The following is a 16,432-nucleotide window of genomic DNA, read 5'->3' on the forward strand; positions in this document are numbered from 1 at the left end:
GCTCAAACCCCCGGCAGCCCCGGCAGCAGCTTCTCGAGCGTGATCGGGAAGTCGCGGACGCGCACGCCGGTCGCATTGAATACCGCGTTCGCCACCGCCGCGCCGGCACCCGAGATGGTCAGCTCGCCCAGCCCCTTGGCGCCGATCGGGTTCACGTGCCGGTCGATTTCCTCGATGAACTGCACGTCGATCGGCGGAATGTCGGCGTTGACCGGGATGTGATAGTCGCCAAGGTCATGGTTGACGAACTGGCCGAAGCGGCGGTCGAGCACGGCTTCTTCCATCAGCGCATAGCTCACCCCCCAGATCATCCCGCCGATCGCCTGGCTGCGCGCGGTCTTGGCGTTGAGGATGCGGCCGGCGTCGAACACGCCTGCCATCCGCCGCACGCGGACTTCGCCGGTCACCGCGTTCACCGCGACTTCGGCGAATTGCGCGCCATGCGCTTGCTGGCTGTAGGTGCGCGCATTGCGGCCCTGGTGGATAGTGCCGGTGGCGACGATCGGCGCGCCGCCGGTGAGCTCGCTTAGCGGCACGCGGCGATTGCCGGCGATGGCGTGGCCGTCCTTCAGCGTCACGTCGGCGGGCGCCGCGCCCATGCGTTCGGCAAGGCGCTCGACGATATCCTCGCACGCCAGCGCCACCGACGAGCCCGCGCTCGGCGCGCCGAACGACCCGCCTGAGCCCGCCGAGCGCGGCAAATCGCTGTCACCCAGCTTTACCGTAATCGCCTCGATCGGCAGGCCCAACGCTTCGCCGGCGATCTGGGCGAGGATGGTGTAGCTGCCGGTGCCGATATCGGTCATGTCGGTTTCGATCGTCGCGCGACCGTCCGACCCCAGCGTCACCCGCGCTTCCGAATCCATCAGCAGGTTGATGCGCACCGCGGCGGCGACGCCGAGCCCGATCAGCCATTCGCCGTCGCGGACGCTGCCCGGCGTGGCGTCGCGCTGGCCCCAGCCGAAGCGCTTGGCGCCCAGATCGAGGCACTCGATCAGCCGACGCGACGAGAAGGGCGCGCCGGTGGTGGGATCGACTTCGGGCTCGTTGAGCTTGCGGAACGCGATCGGGTCCATGCCCAGTTGATGCGCCATCTCGTCGATCGCGCTTTCCAGCGCCATCATGCCGACCGCCTCGCCCGGCGCGCGGACGGCGCCGGCGGTGATCATGTCCATCGTGACCACCCGATGCGTGATCTGGCGGACGGGCGCCGAATAAAGCGACAGCGTACCGAGCGCGACCGGCTCCATGAAGCCGCCATGCGGCCCCTGCGCCACCACGCTGTCATGCGCGAGCGCGGTGAGCTTGCCGTCGGCATCGGCGGCGAGGCGGATGCGCTGGTGCGTCTCGGTGCGGCGATAGACGTTGTGGAACAGCTGCTGCCGCGTCATCGCGATCCGCACCGGCCGGCCGATCGCGCGCGCGGCGATGGTGGCGCAGATCGCTTCCGGCCCCAGCATCTTGCCGCCGAAGCCGCCGCCGATATAGGGCGACAGGATCCGCACCTGCTCAGCCTCGATGCCGAAGATGTGCGCGAGGATCTGCCGCGCCACGCCCAGTATCTGCAGGCTGGAATGGAGCGTCAGCCGGTCGCCATCCCATACCGCAACGCTGGCGTGCGGCTCCATCGCGGCATGGACCTGGTTGGGGGTGGTGTAGGTCGCGTCGACCGTCGCCACCGCCTCGGCGATCGCGGCGTCGAGATCGCCCTTGTGGATGTCCTGCAGCCGCGAATCGCGCGGTGGACCGCTCGCCTCGTCCAGCCCCGCCATCATGTCATAGCCATAGCGGCCGGGTTCGGCCTCGATCGTCGCGCGCACCGCGCGGGCCGCGGCGCGCGCGGCCTCGAAACTTTCGGCGACGACGATGCCGAGCAGCTGGTCATAATGGTCGATCGTCGCATGGCCCGAAGGCGGCGGGCCGAAGCCGGCGGCTTGCTGGGGCAGGCGCGGATCGTCGACGATGACGTCGATCACGCCGGGCATCGCGCGCGCGGCGCTGGCATCGATCGCCGTCACCCGCCCCTTGGCGGCGGGCGCGGTGACGAGATAGCCATAGGCGACCTCACCGGGCACCGCATGCTCATAGCCATAAGGCGCCTGGCCGGTGACTTTCAGCGCGCCTTCATAGCGCGGCAGCGGCTTGCCGAGCACGCCCTGCACGCCACGATCGAGCGCCAGCGCCGGCGCATCCTGGTCCATCCGCATCTCGGCCATCACAGCTCTCCGGTCAGGTCGCGCAGCACCGCCAACAGCAGGCGACGGGCGAGGGGGATTTTGAAATCATTGCCGCCATGCCCGCGCGCGCCGGCGAGCAAGGCGTCGACGGCGGCGGCGAAGCGCTCGGCGGTGGGGGCGTGGCCGACGAGCGCGGCTTCGACCGCCGTGTCGCGCCAAGGCTTGGTGGCGATGCCGCCGAATGCGAGCCGGGCGCTGGTAACGACGCCATTCTCAACCGCGATTACAGCCGCAACCGAGGCCAGCGCAAAGGCATAAGAGGCGCGGTCGCGTACCTTGCGATAGGCCTGGCGCCCCGGTGGGGCGGCGGGCAGCTCGACATGGGTGATGAGCTCGCCGCGCTTGAGCACCGTCTCGTGGTGGGGTGTTTGGCCGGGGAGGCGATGGAAATCGCCGATCGCGATGCGGCGGCGGTCGCCATCGGGCGCGAGCGTCACCACAACCGCGTCAAGCGCGGCGAGCGCCACCGCCATGTCGCTCGGGTGCGTCGCGATGCAATGCTCGCTGGTGCCGAGGATGGCGTGGCTGCGGGTGATACCGCCCAGCGCCGCACAGCCGCTGCCGGGCGCGCGCTTGTTGCACGCCATGTTGGTGTCGTAAAAATAGGGGCAGCGGGTGCGCTGGAGCAGATTGCCGCCGACGCTCGCTTTGTTGCGGAGCTGCGGCGAGGCTCCCGCCAGCAGCGCGCGTGCCAGCACCGGATAGCGCGCCCGCACGCGCGCATCAGCCGCCAGATCGCTGTTGGTTACCAGCGCGCCGATCAGCAGACCGCCGGCATCGGTGTTCTCGACATCGCCCAGCGCCAGCCGGCTGATATCGACGAGCCGGTCGGGCGTTTCGATCTCGAGCTTCATCAGGTCGAGCAAATTGGTGCCACCTGCAATGAAGCGCGGATGCCCTTCGGCCATGGCGGCGACCGCATGCTCGGGGCTGGCGACGCGGCAATAATCGAAGCTTCTCATGCTGCCACCACCTCGGCTTCGGTCACGCTGGCGCCGTCGACGCCCGCCACTTCGGCAATCGCATCGACGATATTGGGATAGGCCGAGCAGCGGCAGAGATTGCCGCTCATCCGCTCGGCGATTTCGGCGCGGGAGAGCGCGGGCGCGGCGAGGTCGTCGCTGACATGGCTCGCCCAGCCGGCTTCGACTTCGCTCAGCAGGCCTACCGCAGAACAGATTTGCCCCGGCGTGCAATAGCCGCATTGATAAGCATCGTGGCGCACGAATGCATCCTGCAGCGGCGCCAGCTTGTCCGGCGCGCCCAGCCCCTCGATCGTCACAATGTCGTCATCCTGGTGCATCACCGCCAGCGTCAGGCAGGCATTGATGCGGCGACCGTTGACCAGAATCGTGCAGGCGCCGCACTGGCCATGGTCGCAGCCTTTCTTGGTGCCCATCAGGCCCAGCTCGTTGCGCAGCAGGTCGAGCAGCGACGCCCGAATGTCCGGCTCGGCCTCAAAGGCGCGGCCATTGATGGTAAAGTGCATGGAGTTCCCCTTTGATACACTCTGATGCTGGCGCGGGCGGCCGGATTGTGCGAGTGACAGATAAGCATGGCGGAGTGGATTGCCATATGATCTTTAGGGGATGGCGCGCCAGATCGCGCATTATGGCGCTATGGGTTGCGTGCGTGCTGGCGCCCACGGCCGCTATCGGGCAGGATGCGCCTGTCGTGCCGTCTATGTCGCACCCCATTGTCATCGCCCATCGCGGCGCGAGCGGCTTCCGGCCTGGGAATACCTTGGCGGCTTATGATCGCGCGATCAGCTATGGCACGGATTTTATCGAGCTTGATCTGGTACTGACGAAGGACAATGTCTTTGTCGCCCGCCACGAAAATGAGGTTAGCCAGACGACCGACGTGGCGCAGCATCCTGAATTTGCCGTGCGTAAAACCACTAAGATTGTTGATGGTGAGAGCCATACGGGCTGGTTCACCGAGGATTTCACGCTTGCTGAGCTGAAAACGCTCCGCGTGAAAGAACGATTGCCGCAGCTGCGCCCGCGAAACACCCGATATGATGGCCAGTTTGATGTGCCGACGCTCGCCGAAATCATTGCGCTGGTGAAGCAGCGGTCGAACGAGCTTCATCGCACCATCGGCATTTATGCCGAGCTCAAGCATTCCAGCTATTTCGCGTCGATCGGTCTGCCCATGGAAGCCAAGCTTGCCGCCGAGTTCAAGGCGGCGGGTTGGGACAAGCCGCATGACCCGGTGTTCATCCAGTCTTTCGAGGTCAATAATTTAAAAGAGCTGCACAAATTGACCGGGCTGCGCCTTATCCAATTGCTCGAAGCAAAGGGTGGTCCAGCCGATCATGCTCAGCCCAGCTATGCCGCGATGACCAATGCTGCTGGGCTGCGCGAGATTGCCACTTATGCCTGGGGAATAGCGCCCAATAAGGCGCTGATCCAGGATGGCGAGAGGATGCCGACAGCGCTGGTCATCGACGCGCATGCAGCGGGGCTGCGCGTCCATCCCTGGACATTTCGGTTGGAAAATACGTTTCTTCCCAAAAGTTTCCGCATCGGCGATGACCCTGCCGGGCGCGGCCATCTGGATCTGGAAATACGGCGCTTTATGGACTTGGGAGTCGATGGTTTCATCACTGACGATCCCGGCGTCGCCGTACGCGAGCGCAACCAGATGATGAAGCGCTGAACCACGGCCAACGCGATTTCGCGCCGGCAGATGGTCATGCTATCCTTATCGCATGACCGAAGCGACTGCCGTGCTCAACCCGCCGCCCGAGGGCGCCAATGCCGATTGGACGATTCCGCAGGACTGGGCGCATTATACGCCAGCCGAACATGCGGTGTGGGACACGCTATTCGCGCGCCAGGCGAAATTGCTGCCCGGTCGCGCATCGGATGCGTATCTGCGCGGGCTCGATGTGCTCAAGCTTTCCAAGCCCGGCATTCCCGATTTCGAGGAATTATCCGATCGGCTGATGGCGCTCACCGGCTGGCAGGTCGTCGCGGTGCCGGGGCTGGTGCCGGACGATGTGTTTTTCGATCATCTCGCCAATCGGCGGTTCGTCGCGGGCAATTTCATTCGCCGGCCGGATCAACTCGATTATCTGCAGGAGCCCGACGTCTTTCACGACGTGTTCGGCCATGTCCCGATGCTCGCCGATCCGGTGTTTGCCGATTACATGGCGGCCTATGGCCGTGGCGGGCAGCGCGCGCTGGGGCTCGGGGCGCTCAAGCAGCTCTCGCGGCTCTATTGGTACACGGTCGAATTCGGGCTGATTGCCGAGCCTGATGGCTTGCGGATTTATGGCTCGGGCATCGTCTCGTCGGCAGCGGAAAGCGTCTTCGCGCTCGATGACCCTAGCCCCAACCGCATCGGCTTCGACCTGAAGCGGGTGATGCGCACCGAATATCGCATCGACGATTTCCAGCAGAATTATTTCGTCATCCCGAGCTTCGACGAGCTGCTGCGGGTGACGGTGGAGACGGACTTCGCGCCGCTTTATGCTGAGATATTGGCGCAGCCGGATATCCCGATCGCCGCGATTTTGCCGGAGGATGAGGTGATCACGCGGGGGACGCAGGAGTATGCGCGCGCCAAGGGTGGGGCGCAGATTGTCTGAGTTCATCTTCTCGCGCCGGGCAATAACAAAAGGGCTGGTCGCGATGGCTATTCTTGGTCGCTGGTCTGACGGCGATGCGCGGCTCGGCGGTAGCGGTAGTGAGCTGCCACACTATCCTGCTCACCTGGCAGACGCTGAAATCAACCGGATATTCGATCGCGCCAAGGCCGAACTTTCAGCGAAGACCGCTTTAAATATCGGCACCTGGCACATGGACAAGGCGCGCTGGGCCGTCGACATGGAAATCGGCCTCATCACCTTTACCGGCAAGGACGCCGTAGCTCGCGCGCCGGTGCAGGTGATCGGCACACGGTCGCTCGCGGATGGGACATTCCTTTGGGCCCGGGATCACCCGTCGATCCCGGTGCCGCTGCGGCGCCATGCCGCGCTGGTCAAGGCATTCGGTGAGCAGCAGGGTCTGAAGGCGATGACCACCCGCAAGATTGAAGCCAGCGAAGAAGAGGCTTGGGAGCTGACGGCGCTAGCTGTTCACCTCGCCGGCGCCGATGGTGCTTATCGCGGGCCAACCGACAAAGCCGAGGTGTTCATGACTTTCGGCGAAATCACCGTCACCAAGGCGTAGCGATCATCCGAACTGGCGCGGGCAAGCGCCTCCTGCCGTCCGTCGCGCCATTACCCGGCGACCTACCGCACCCGCAACCGCAGCACTGTCCAGTCCCCCAGCTCGGTCCGCCCCGCCACGCGGCACCCAGACCGCCGATAGGCCCGCGCCACCGCGCTTGCCTGTGTCGTCAGCAGTCCTGCCAGGACGATTTGCGCGCCGGGCGCGGCGATGGCGGCGATGTTGGGCGCTAGCTCGACCAGCGGCCCCGCCAAGATGTTGGCGATGACAAGGTCGTAGGGCGCGCGGCGCTGGACCAATGCGTCTTGCGTGCCGTCCGCCACCGCCAGCGCGACGCGGCCCATGCGCTGGCCGAGCGGCACGCCGTTGATCGCAGCATTCTCCGCTGTCACCTCGATCGAGACGGGGTCGATATCGGTCGCGGTCGCATAAGCGCGCGGCCACAAATGGAGCGCGGCGAAGGCGAGCAGGCCGGTGCCGGTGCCGATGTCGATCAGATTGTCGACGCGCGTGCCGGCGCGCTTCATCGCGTCGAGCATGAGCAGGCAACCGGTCGTCGTCTCGTGATGGCCAGTGCCGAACGCCCGGCTCGCCTCGATGCGGAAGGCGCGTGCATCGGTCGGGATCGCCCCTTGATAGGCTGAGGTGTGGACGAAGAATCGGCCGGCGCGGACAGGCTCGAGCCCCGCTTGGCTAAGCGTCACCCAATCCTGGTCCTCGATCCGCTCGATCACCGGCTCCGCATCGCCCGCGCTCGGGACCAGCGCGCGAATGGCGGCGATGTCACGCTTGCCGGGTTTCTCGGCGAGATAGACGTCGAGCCGCCAGTCATTCGGGTCATCAGGTGTGGCCTCGCGGGTGAGGAACACCGGCGCGGGTTCGATCATCACGAGCGCGTCGCTATCCTCAATTCCCTCGGCCTCGGCCTTGGTGCACGGGAGGGTCAGTTTCCAGCTGGTCATAAGTGAGCCCTATGGCCGGAATGATCCTCCCCCGCCAGGGGGAGGTGGCGCCGAAGGCGACGGAGGGGGAGGACTCTCGGCCGAAGACGATGCTTCCTCCCCCTCCAACAGCTTCACTGGTCCCCCTCCCCCTGGCGGGGGAGGATTTTGGGTTACTCGTGCCGCAACGCGTCGATCGGGTTCAGGCTCGCCGCGCGCCTTGCCGGGAAATAGCCGAACACCACGCCGATCACTGCCGAGATCGCAAAGGCAGCGATATTGATCTGCAAGTCGAACAGCCAGGTCAGCTTGAGCAGCGGCACCAGCGCCGCGATCACCAGCTGCGCGAACAGCAGCCCGGCAATGCCGCCCAGGCAGGAAAGCGCGATCGCCTCGATCAGAAACTGCATCAGCACCTCGCGCGCGACCGCGCCGATCGCCAGGCGAATGCCGATTTCGCGGGTGCGTTCGGTCACGCTCACCAGCATGATGTTCATGATGCCGATGCCGCCGACGACCAGGCTGATCGCCGCCACTGCCGAGACGATGCCAGTGAGCAAAGCGGTCGATTGCGCCAGTGTGTCGCTGAACTGTTTGGTGTCGAAGATGAAGAAATCATCGTCCTTGCCGGGCGTGATGTTGCGCCGTTCCCGCATCAGTGCGGTAATCGCCTCCTGCACCTGCGCGGTTGAATAATCGTCGCTGACGCCGACCAGCATCACGCGCACGTCGCGATTGCCAGTGATGCGGCGCTGCACCGTCTTGATCGGCATCACGACGAGATCGTCCTGATCGACGCCGAAGCCGCCTTGGCCCTTGGCGGCGAGCACGCCGATCACCGTGCAAGTGAAGCCGGAGATGCGCATCTGCTCGCCGACCGGTTCCTTGTCCTTGAACAGATTGACCTTGACCGTGTTGCCGAGGATGCAGACCGACTTGCCGGCGCTTTCCTCCTGCGGCGTAAAGATGCGGCCGTCGGCGATCGTCCAGGGATTGACGTTGAAAAAGTCGTCGGTGGTGCCGTTGACCGTGGTCGACCAATTGGCGCCGTTATAGATGACGGTCACCGTCTGCTGCGCTTCGGGCGCGACTGCCTTGATGCCGGCGATCTGCTTTTCGACCGCGGTGACGTCTTCGCTCTTGAAATCGGCCGGGCGCGGCCCGCCACCGCCGCGGCCAAAACCCTGGCCGGGGCGCACCTGCAGGATGTTGGTGCCCAGCGAGGCAATCGATTGCTGCACCGCCGCTGTCGTCGCCTTGCCCAGCGTCACCATCGCGACGACGGCGGCGACGCCGATGATGATGCCGAGCGTCGTCAGGAACGAGCGCAATTTGTGCCGCATGATCGAGCGCAGCGCGAGGAGGATGGTGGTGCCGAGCATCGTCTTACGCCTGCACCCCCGCCCGCGCGCCGGCTTCGACGCGCTCGACCAGCCCGTCCTTGAAATGGACGATGGTGCGCGCGAACGCGGCCATGTCGCCTTCATGCGTCACCATCAGGATGGTGATGCCGATCTGACGGTTGAGATCGGTCAAGAGCTCCATGATCTCGATCGAGCGTTCGGAGTCGAGATTGCCGGTCGGTTCGTCGGCGAGCAGCACGTCGGGATTGGTGACGATCGCGCGCGCGATGGCGACGCGCTGCTGCTGCCCGCCGGACAGCTCGGCCGGCGTGTGGTCCCACCACTCGGCGAGCCCGACTTTGTCGAGCGCGGCCATTGCGGCGGCGTGGCGTTCGGCCTTGGGATCACCGCGATAGAGCAACGGCAGCTCGACATTTTCGAGCGCGGTTGTGCGTGCGAGCAGATTGAAACCCTGAAAGACGAAGCCGAGATATTTGCGGCGTAAGAGCGCGCGCTGGTCGCGGTCCAAGCGCTCGACATGGACGCCGCGAAACGTGAAGGTCCCCGCACTCGGCACGTCGAGACAGCCGAGGATGTTCATTGTCGTCGACTTGCCCGAGCCGGACGGGCCCATCACCGCGACAAAATCGCCGCCCTGAATGTCGAGGTCGATGCCCTTCAGCGCCTGGAACGCAGTCGCGCCGGCGCCATAGGTCTTGGTGACGCGCCGGAGCGAGATGAGCGGGGCGGCGGGATCAGCCACCGCTGCGCCGCTGGCCACCGCCCGAGCCCCCTGCCGCACCGGCACCCGCGCCGCCGCCCGAGCGCTTGCCGCTCTTGTCCTTGGCGAGCTCGCCGGTCACGACCTTCATGCCAGGCTTCAAATCACCCGCCAGCACTTCGGTCACCACGCCATTAGTGTCGCCGGTGGTGACGGTCAGCTTTTTCAGCGTGCCGTCGTCCTGCTGGATATAGAGCTGCTGCTGGGCATGGCGGCCGACCTTTGCGCCACGTTGCTGGCCCCGGTTGAGCCGGGGCGGCCCGAAGGCGGACGCGATGCCGCCGCTCGACTGGCTGGTATCAGTCGGCTTGTAGCGGAACGCGGCATTGGGCACGAGCAGCACGTCGTTCTTGGAAATCGTGGTGATGTCGGCGGTTGCGGTCATCCCCGGACGCAGCTGCAAATCGGGATTGGCGACCGACAGCGTCGCGCCATAAGAGACGACTTGCTGCGTCGTCGTCGAACTCGTCGAGCTGCTGCTGGCATTCTGCGCCGACAAGTTGGAGCCCAAATCGACGCGGGTGATCGCCGCCGGGAATTGCGCACCGGGGAAAGCGTCGACGGTGAAGGTTGCTTGCTGGCCCTCGCGTACTTCACCGACATCGGCTTCGTCGATCTGCACTTCGAGCTTCATCTTCGAGAGATCCTCGGCGATGACGAACAGGGTCGGCGTGTTGAACGATGCCGCCACTGTCTGGCCGGGTTCGATCTGGCGAGCGAGGACGACGCCGTTGACCGGCGAATAGATCACCGCTTTCTTGAGCTGGGTGACGTTGGATGAGAGTGCTGCCTGCGCTGAGCCGACATTGGCTTCGGCCGCGCGAAGATTGGCCGCCGCGCGTGCCGCATCGGCAATGGCCTGGTCCATTTCGGTCTTGGCCGGCACGCGCCCGCCTGAGAGCTTGCTCACCGCTTCGTAGCGCGCCAGCGTCGCGCGGGATTGCGCGAGCGTCGCCTTGGCCTGCGCGACCGCCGCGACATTGGCGTTGAGCGCGGCTTGCGACTGGTTGACCGCATCCTGGAAGCGCGAGGGATCGACGATCGCGAGTGCCTGACCCTTGGTGACATGGTCGTTGACGTCGACCAGAACCTTGGTGACGAGCCCCGACAACTCCGAGCCCACCGTCACTTGGTTGGTCGGCGCGAGCTTGCCCGTTGCCGAAACGCTGACGGTGAGGTTGCCGCGCTCGACCGGCGCGGTCGCATATTCGGTCTTGGCACCGCCGCCGAAAAAGCGGAGCGCGAGCAGCGCCAGCAGGACGACGCCAAGCGCGATCGCGCCCCATTTGGCATAGCGGCGCCAGGCGGGCTTGGGCCTTACGCCCAGGAAATCGTCAAGATTGGAAGCGCTTGCGTCTGCCATAATGGTTCCCGTCAATGCCCCGGCTGACCGTCGCCGCGCCGCAGCGGCTCGGCAGTGGGGATGGGGCCGGCGGCATCCCAGCCGCCGCCCAAGGCCAGATAAAGCTGCACCAGCGCCTGCGCCTCGTCCGATCGCGCGCCGATCAGGCTGCTTTGCGCAGACAGGAGCTGCGCTTCGGCGTTGTTGAGCGTGGTGATGTCGGTGAGGCCGGCGCGATATTGCACGCGGGCGAGCTGCGCGGCGTTGGTCGCCGCATCGACCGCAGTCGTCAATTCCTGCTGGCGTGCCTGCGCGGTGTGGAGCGCGACCAGGCCGTTCTCGACATCCTGCAGCGCGGTCAGCACCGTCGATTTATAGGCGGCAAAGGCTTGCTCGGCCGCGGCGCGGCGCGCGCGCACCACCGATTTGCTTTTGCCCGCATCGAAAATCGTCTGGGCGATATTGGCGAAGACGCGGCCGGTGACGATGTCGGTCAGCGTCGAGACCGTATTGGCGTTCGAGCTGACGCTGCCGCCGATCGAGAATTGCGGATAAAGCTGCGCTTGCGCCACGCCGATATTGGCAGTCGCGGCCGCCAGCGTGCGCTCGGCCGAGCGGACATCGGGGCGCAAGCGGATGATGTCGCCGGGAATGCCCGCCGGCACCGCATCGGGGCCCTTGGGGATCGGTGCGGCGGCGATCAGCTGCGCACGCAGAGCGCCGGGCGCTTGACCGGTCAGCACGCCGAGCGTGTCCGACGCTTGCTCGAATTGTTGCTGCAGCGTTGGCACTTGCGCTGCGGTCTGGGCGCGCTGGGCGCGCGCCTGCTCGGCATCGAGCGACGAAACCAGCCCGGCTTGCGCGCGATAGCCCGCAATCTCGAAATTCTCGTTCTGGATGGCGACGCTGCCTTGCGCGATGCTGACCGAGGCCTGCGCGGCGCGCGCGAGGATGTAGCTGCGCGCGACTTCCGAGGCGACGCTTGCCTGCACCCGCGCCAGGCTGAACCCGCTCGATTCGTAGTTGCGCTTGGCGGCTTCGCTCGCGCGCCGGTTGCCGCCGAAAATGTCGAGCTGGTATGATGCATCTGCACCGATCGACACCGTCTGGTTGGTGATGCCGGCATTGGTAATCGAACCGAACGTCTGGCCGCGCAGGCTGAAATTGCGCGAATAGCCCGATGTCGCGCTCACGCTTGGGAAGAGCGATGCGCGCGTCTGGACATAGCTTTCGCGCGCTTGCCGCAGCCGCGCCACTGCCTGCTCGATATCCAGATTCTGCTTGAGCGCGGTGTCGATGATGCCGTTCAGCAACGGGTCGTTGAAGCTCGTCCACCAGTGCGGCAAGTCGCTCGCCTGCCCTGCGGGTGCGGCGGCGGTGTAGGCGGGGGGCACCCCGAGCGTCGCATCGGCGGGCGGGCGATAGGTCGGCCCGACCGCGCATCCCGCGACCAATAGACAGGATATCAGGCTGAAACGACGCGACGACATTGCCGCTGATGTGCCCGGATCGCCCCTGCGCCGTCCAGCGCAATTTTTCGTTAGCGCGCGTTCACCGTGAAATCCGTTGCAGTGCGGCAACTATTTCATTCAATTTCGAGTATTATGGCGTCGACCGCCAGGCTCTCGCCGGGGTTAGCGCTCACGGATTTCACTGTGCCCGCTTTCTCGGCGCGCAGGATGTTCTCCATCTTCATCGCCTCGACGACCGCCAGCGGCTGGCCGATCTCGACCTTGTCGCCGGGGCCGACGTCGAGCCGCTGGAGCAACCCCGGCATCGGGCAGAGCAGGAAGCGCGACAGATCGGGCGGGACTTTCTCGACCAGATGCGCGGCGTGTGGCGCGGCGTGGGCAGGCAGTACGCGGGCGACATGCGCTGCACCGCGCGTCGTCAACTTGAACCCGGTGCGGGTGCGGGCGATGCGCACAGTCAGCGGCTCGCCATCGACCTCGGCGTCGATCATGCGGTCGCCCGGCGTATATTCGGCGATCAGATCGAGCGCCTCGCCATCGACGACGACTTCGTCCTCGCTCAGCGATACGTCATGATCGACGCCGGCGATGCGGACCACCCAATCGGCCGGCGGCGGCAGGCGATCGCCCAATTGCCCCTCGATCCGCCGGGCGCGATCGGCCTCGGCGGTGGCGGCAAACGCCGCGATACCGGCGAGCGTGCGGACGAGGTCGGACGCGGCGGGCGCGCCGTGGAAGCCCTCGGGATATTCCTCGGCGATGAAGCCCGTGGTCAGCGCACCCGAGCGGAAGCGCGGATGCTGCATCAGCGCGGAAAGGAAATCGATATTGTTGCCCGGCCCCTCGATCTCGAACGCATCGAGCGCGCCGATCTGCGCGTCGATCGCTTCCTCGCGGGTCGGCGCCCAGGTGATCAGTTTGGCGATCATCGGGTCGTAGAAGATGCTGACCTCGCCGCCTTCACGCACGCCGTCGTCGACGCGGATATAAGGTTCGTCGCCGTCAATATTCTCCGTCACCCCAGCGAAAGCTGGGGTCGCTGCCGACGGCTCACTTTCATCAGCCGACCCCAGCTTTCGCTGGGGTGACGGTTGCGAAGAGTATGGCGTCTCACCGGCTTCCGGCGGATTATACCGCACCAGCCGCCCGGTGCTGGGCAGGAAGCCGCGATACGGGTCCTCGGCATAGACCCGGTTCTCGATCGACCAGCCGTTGATGCCGATGTCCGCCTGCCCGAAGCCGAGCTTCTCGCCCGCCGCCACCCGAATCATCTGCTCGACCAGGTCAAGGCCGGTAATCGCCTCGGTCACCGGATGCTCGACCTGCAGCCGCGTGTTCATTTCGAGGAAGTAGAAGCTCTCGCCCGTGGTATCCGCGCCCGAAACGATCAGCTCGACTGTGCCCGCCGAATAATAGCCGACCGCGCGGGCCAGCGCGACGCATTGCTCGCCCATCGCCTTGCGCATCTTGGAGGTGACGAACGACGACGGCGCTTCCTCGACCACCTTCTGGTGACGGCGCTGGATGCTGCACTCACGCTCGTTCAGGTAGACAATGTTGCCGTGCTGATCGCCGAGGATCTGGATTTCGATGTGGCGCGGGCTCTCGATGAATTTCTCGATGAACACGCGGTCATCGCCGAAGCTGGCGAGGCCTTCGCGCTTGGTCGCCTCGAACCCTTCGCGGACATCCTGCTCGGCGTATGCCAGCCGCATCCCCTTGCCGCCGCCGCCGGCCGAGGCTTTCATCATCACCGGATAGCCGATGTCGGACGCGATCTTCACCGCCTCATCGGTATCGGCGATTTCGCCCAGAAAGCCGGGCACGACATTGACGCCCGCTGTCTTGGCGAGCTTCTTCGATTCGATCTTGTCGCCCATCGCGGCGATGGCGCCCGGCGGCGGGCCGACGAACGCGATGCCGGCCTCGGCGCACGCCTTGGCGAAGCTCTCGCGCTCGGAGAGGAAGCCATAGCCGGGGTGGATGCAATCCGCGCCCGTCGCCTTGGCGGCGGCAAGGATCAGGTCGGCCTTGAGATAGCTCTCCGCCGCCGGCGCCGGCCCAAGCCGAACCGCCTCGTCCGCCATCAGGACGTGGGGGGAGCGCGCATCGGCATCGGAATAGACGGCGACGGTGCCAAGCCCCATCCGCTTGGCGGTGCGGAACACGCGGCAGGCGATTTCACCGCGATTGGCGACCAGGATTTTCTTGAACATTAGGAACGCCTCTCCAGCATTTCTTGATATGCCGATTTGAGCTCCGAGCAAACAGACTCAAACATCGCGAAGTATTGCTGCTCGACGTCCGACTGACTGAGCCCGAAAAGCGCTTCGCATTTCGGCAGTTTCAAATCTCCAGCTAGGCGACGCCCTTCCTGCGTTAAGTCTTGTTTCAAATCGATTGCGGGCTGAAGGTCTCCCCCATTTCGCATTCCGTAATCGACACACCAAAGGCAGTATACTAGCTCCTCCTCTGGGACGACCAGTTCCGGCGAGAAAGCTCGGCGCTGGATCACGGCGTCACCTTTCTCGATGATCCAATCTTCCAGCTCTGAAATCGTCAAGGGCGGAAGCGGATCGCTCATTCCGCCGCCTCCACCATCCGCATCGGTTCTTCCGCCACCATCGGCTTCAGCCCCAGCCGCTCGAACATCGCGCCGTCCGCACTATCCCCCCGGTTGCCGGTCGTCAGCAGTTTGTCGCCGGTGAAGATGCTGTTCGCGCCCGCCATGAAGCAAAGCGCCTGCGTCGCCTCACTTATGCTCTCGCGGCCTGCTGACAGCCGCACCATGCTCATCGGCATCGTGATCCGCGCGACCGCGACGGTGCGGACGAATTCGATATCGTCGATCTTCGCCATTGGGGTCCCCGCGAGCATGTCGCCCAGCGGTGTCCCCGGCACCGGCACCAGCGCGTTGACCGGCACGCTTTCCGGGTGGCGCGGCAGCGTCGCCAGCGCATGGATGAAGCCGACGCGGTCGCTGCGTGTCTCGCCCATGCCGACAATGCCGCCGCAGCACACCGCAATCCCCGCCTCGCGGACATGCTCGAGCGTCTCCAGCCGATCCTCGAACGTCCGCGTCGTGATGATGGTGCCGTAATTCTCGGGCGAGGTATCGATATTGTGGTTGTAGTAATCGAGCCCCGCCGCTTTCAGCCGGCGCGCCTGATGCTCCTCCAGCATGCCCAGCGTCATGCAGGTTTCGAGGCCCATCGCCTTCACGCCCTCGACCATCTCGCAGACGGCATCGAGATCGCGATCCTTGGGGTTGCGCCAGGCCGCGCCCATGCAGAAACGCTGCGAGCCCGCTGCCTTGGCTTCCGCCGCCGCCGCGAGCACGGCGTCGACGTCCATCAGCTTTTCGGCCTTCAGGCCGGTGTCGGCATGGGCGGACTGGCTGCAATAGCCGCAATCCTCCGGGCAGCCGCCGGTCTTGATGCTGAGCAAGGTGCACAGCTGGACCTCCGCGGGCGCGTGGTGCGCGCGATGCGCCTCGGCAGCGCGGAAGACAAGTTCGGTGAAGGGCAAGTCGAACAGCGCGGTGACTTCGGCGCGGGTCCAGTCGGTGCGGGGTTCGCTGTCGAGCATTATCGTCATTTCGTCATCGCCCGTTTGATGCGCTGCTCAAGCTGCGCGCCTTCTGCCTCGTCAAAGCCATAGGATGTATAGACTTGCCGGCCCTCGGCATCGAACAGGTACAGGCGCGGAATGCCGACCTTGCCTTGGGGAATATCTTTAAAATCGGCGCCCACAATCTGTTGATAGGCGCGGACATCTGCAACGAGATAGTCGACATCGCTCAGGCCGGCGCGGTCGAGGAATTGCGCAACCTGATCGGCGGGCTGGTCCGGATCAGGATTGCCCTCGCGTCGATTGATATACAGGAAGTTATAGCTCTTGCCCAAATCCTTGCGCGCCTTGTCGAGATAAGGCGCCTCGGCGACGCAGGGCGGGCACCAGCTTGCCCAGACGGCGATCAAGGTCGGCTTGCCTGAGGCGACGCGCGAGCCAAGCTGAACGGCGGCACCTTGGCGTGACATCAAAGGGATGTGGGCCAGCGACGCGATTGATCGTCCCGTGGTCGGGGCGGCCTGGTCGGCCGACGCCGATACCGTCATCAGCCAAGCCATGGCCG

At 65.4% G+C, this 16,432-nt stretch carries 15 protein-coding genes; 3 read left to right on the top strand and 12 right to left on the bottom strand.

Going from position 1 to position 16,432, the window contains the following annotated elements; genetic code table 11:
- Positions 1-2 precede the first annotated feature (2 nt).
- Genes ACLB0R_RS09390 through ACLB0R_RS09400 form a run of 3 tightly spaced genes read right to left on the bottom strand, consistent with a single transcriptional unit; the run spans position 3 to position 3,726 of the window.
- Entirely contained in the window at positions 3-2,216 is a 2,214-nt protein-coding gene (locus ACLB0R_RS09390) for a xanthine dehydrogenase family protein molybdopterin-binding subunit (protein WP_416642987.1), read from the bottom strand.
- Positions 2,216-3,199 carry an FAD binding domain-containing protein gene (locus ACLB0R_RS09395; protein ID WP_416642988.1) on the bottom strand — a complete coding sequence of 328 codons (984 nt, stop codon included), beginning with the start codon at positions 3,197-3,199 and terminating at the stop codon, positions 2,216-2,218. The genes ACLB0R_RS09390 and ACLB0R_RS09395 overlap by 1 nt, the downstream gene beginning before the upstream one ends.
- Positions 3,196-3,726 carry a 2Fe-2S iron-sulfur cluster-binding protein gene (locus tag ACLB0R_RS09400; protein WP_416642989.1) on the bottom strand — a complete coding sequence of 177 codons (531 nt, stop codon included), beginning with the start codon at positions 3,724-3,726 and terminating at the stop codon, positions 3,196-3,198. Before ACLB0R_RS09400 ends, ACLB0R_RS09395 begins: the two co-directional genes overlap by 4 nt.
- A gap of 122 nt (positions 3,727-3,848) precedes the next feature.
- On the opposite strand from ACLB0R_RS09400, the gene ACLB0R_RS09405 reads away from it, so the two are divergent.
- The 3 genes from ACLB0R_RS09405 to ACLB0R_RS09415 are packed head-to-tail and all read left to right on the top strand — an operon-like array spanning position 3,849 to position 6,418.
- Positions 3,849-4,901: a glycerophosphodiester phosphodiesterase gene (locus ACLB0R_RS09405; protein ID WP_434953824.1), complete on the top strand. Its 1,053-nt coding sequence runs from the start codon at positions 3,849-3,851 to the stop codon at positions 4,899-4,901.
- A gap of 52 nt (positions 4,902-4,953) precedes the next feature.
- Entirely contained in the window at positions 4,954-5,835 is an 882-nt protein-coding gene (phhA, locus tag ACLB0R_RS09410; RefSeq protein WP_416642990.1) for a phenylalanine 4-monooxygenase, read from the top strand.
- On the top strand, positions 5,828-6,418 hold the full coding sequence (locus ACLB0R_RS09415; RefSeq protein ID WP_416642991.1) for a DUF6882 domain-containing protein: 591 nt from the start codon (positions 5,828-5,830) through the stop codon (positions 6,416-6,418). Before phhA ends, ACLB0R_RS09415 begins: the two co-directional genes overlap by 8 nt.
- 62 nt (positions 6,419-6,480) lie before the next feature.
- Here the strand turns inward: ACLB0R_RS09415 and ACLB0R_RS09420 are convergent, their stop codons facing one another.
- The 9 genes from ACLB0R_RS09420 to ACLB0R_RS09460 all read right to left on the bottom strand — a co-directional run bounded on the left by ACLB0R_RS09420 (position 6,481) and on the right by ACLB0R_RS09460 (position 16,337).
- Positions 6,481-7,380 (bottom strand): 50S ribosomal protein L11 methyltransferase, encoded by a 900-nt coding sequence (locus ACLB0R_RS09420; protein ID WP_416642992.1) that lies wholly within the window; start codon positions 7,378-7,380, stop codon positions 6,481-6,483.
- Positions 7,381-7,532: 152 nt separating this feature from the next.
- A complete protein-coding gene (locus tag ACLB0R_RS09425) occupies positions 7,533-8,741 on the bottom strand; it encodes an ABC transporter permease (RefSeq protein WP_416642993.1) in 1,209 nt (402 codons plus the stop codon).
- 4 nt (positions 8,742-8,745) lie between these two features.
- Positions 8,746-9,483: an ABC transporter ATP-binding protein gene (locus ACLB0R_RS09430; protein ID WP_416642994.1), complete on the bottom strand. Its 738-nt coding sequence runs from the start codon at positions 9,481-9,483 to the stop codon at positions 8,746-8,748.
- Complete coding sequence (locus tag ACLB0R_RS09435; protein ID WP_416642995.1) at positions 9,458-10,846, bottom strand: efflux RND transporter periplasmic adaptor subunit; 1,389 nt, start codon at positions 10,844-10,846, stop codon at positions 9,458-9,460. Before ACLB0R_RS09435 ends, ACLB0R_RS09430 begins: the two co-directional genes overlap by 26 nt.
- Positions 10,847-10,857: 11 nt before the next feature.
- Positions 10,858-12,279 carry an efflux transporter outer membrane subunit gene (locus tag ACLB0R_RS09440; protein WP_416642996.1) on the bottom strand — a complete coding sequence of 474 codons (1,422 nt, stop codon included), beginning with the start codon at positions 12,277-12,279 and terminating at the stop codon, positions 10,858-10,860.
- A 131-nt stretch (positions 12,280-12,410) separates the two neighbouring features.
- Positions 12,411-14,513: a biotin carboxylase N-terminal domain-containing protein gene (locus tag ACLB0R_RS09445; RefSeq protein ID WP_416642997.1), complete on the bottom strand. Its 2,103-nt coding sequence runs from the start codon at positions 14,511-14,513 to the stop codon at positions 12,411-12,413.
- Positions 14,513-14,881, bottom strand: coding sequence for a hypothetical protein (locus ACLB0R_RS09450; protein WP_416642998.1), 369 nt, complete (start codon positions 14,879-14,881; stop codon positions 14,513-14,515). The genes ACLB0R_RS09445 and ACLB0R_RS09450 overlap by 1 nt, the downstream gene beginning before the upstream one ends.
- Positions 14,878-15,894: a biotin synthase BioB gene (bioB, locus tag ACLB0R_RS09455; protein ID WP_416642999.1), complete on the bottom strand. Its 1,017-nt coding sequence runs from the start codon at positions 15,892-15,894 to the stop codon at positions 14,878-14,880. The genes ACLB0R_RS09450 and bioB overlap by 4 nt, the downstream gene beginning before the upstream one ends.
- Positions 15,891-16,337, bottom strand: a complete 447-nt coding sequence (locus tag ACLB0R_RS09460; RefSeq protein ID WP_434953825.1) for a TlpA family protein disulfide reductase — start codon at positions 16,335-16,337, stop codon at positions 15,891-15,893. The genes bioB and ACLB0R_RS09460 overlap by 4 nt, the downstream gene beginning before the upstream one ends.
- Between the last annotated feature and the right edge of the window lie 95 nt (positions 16,338-16,432).

Origin of the sequence: Sphingomonas sp. GlSt437, from assembly GCF_048015635.2 — a bacterium.
Lineage (GTDB): Bacteria > Pseudomonadota > Alphaproteobacteria > Sphingomonadales > Sphingomonadaceae > Sphingomonas.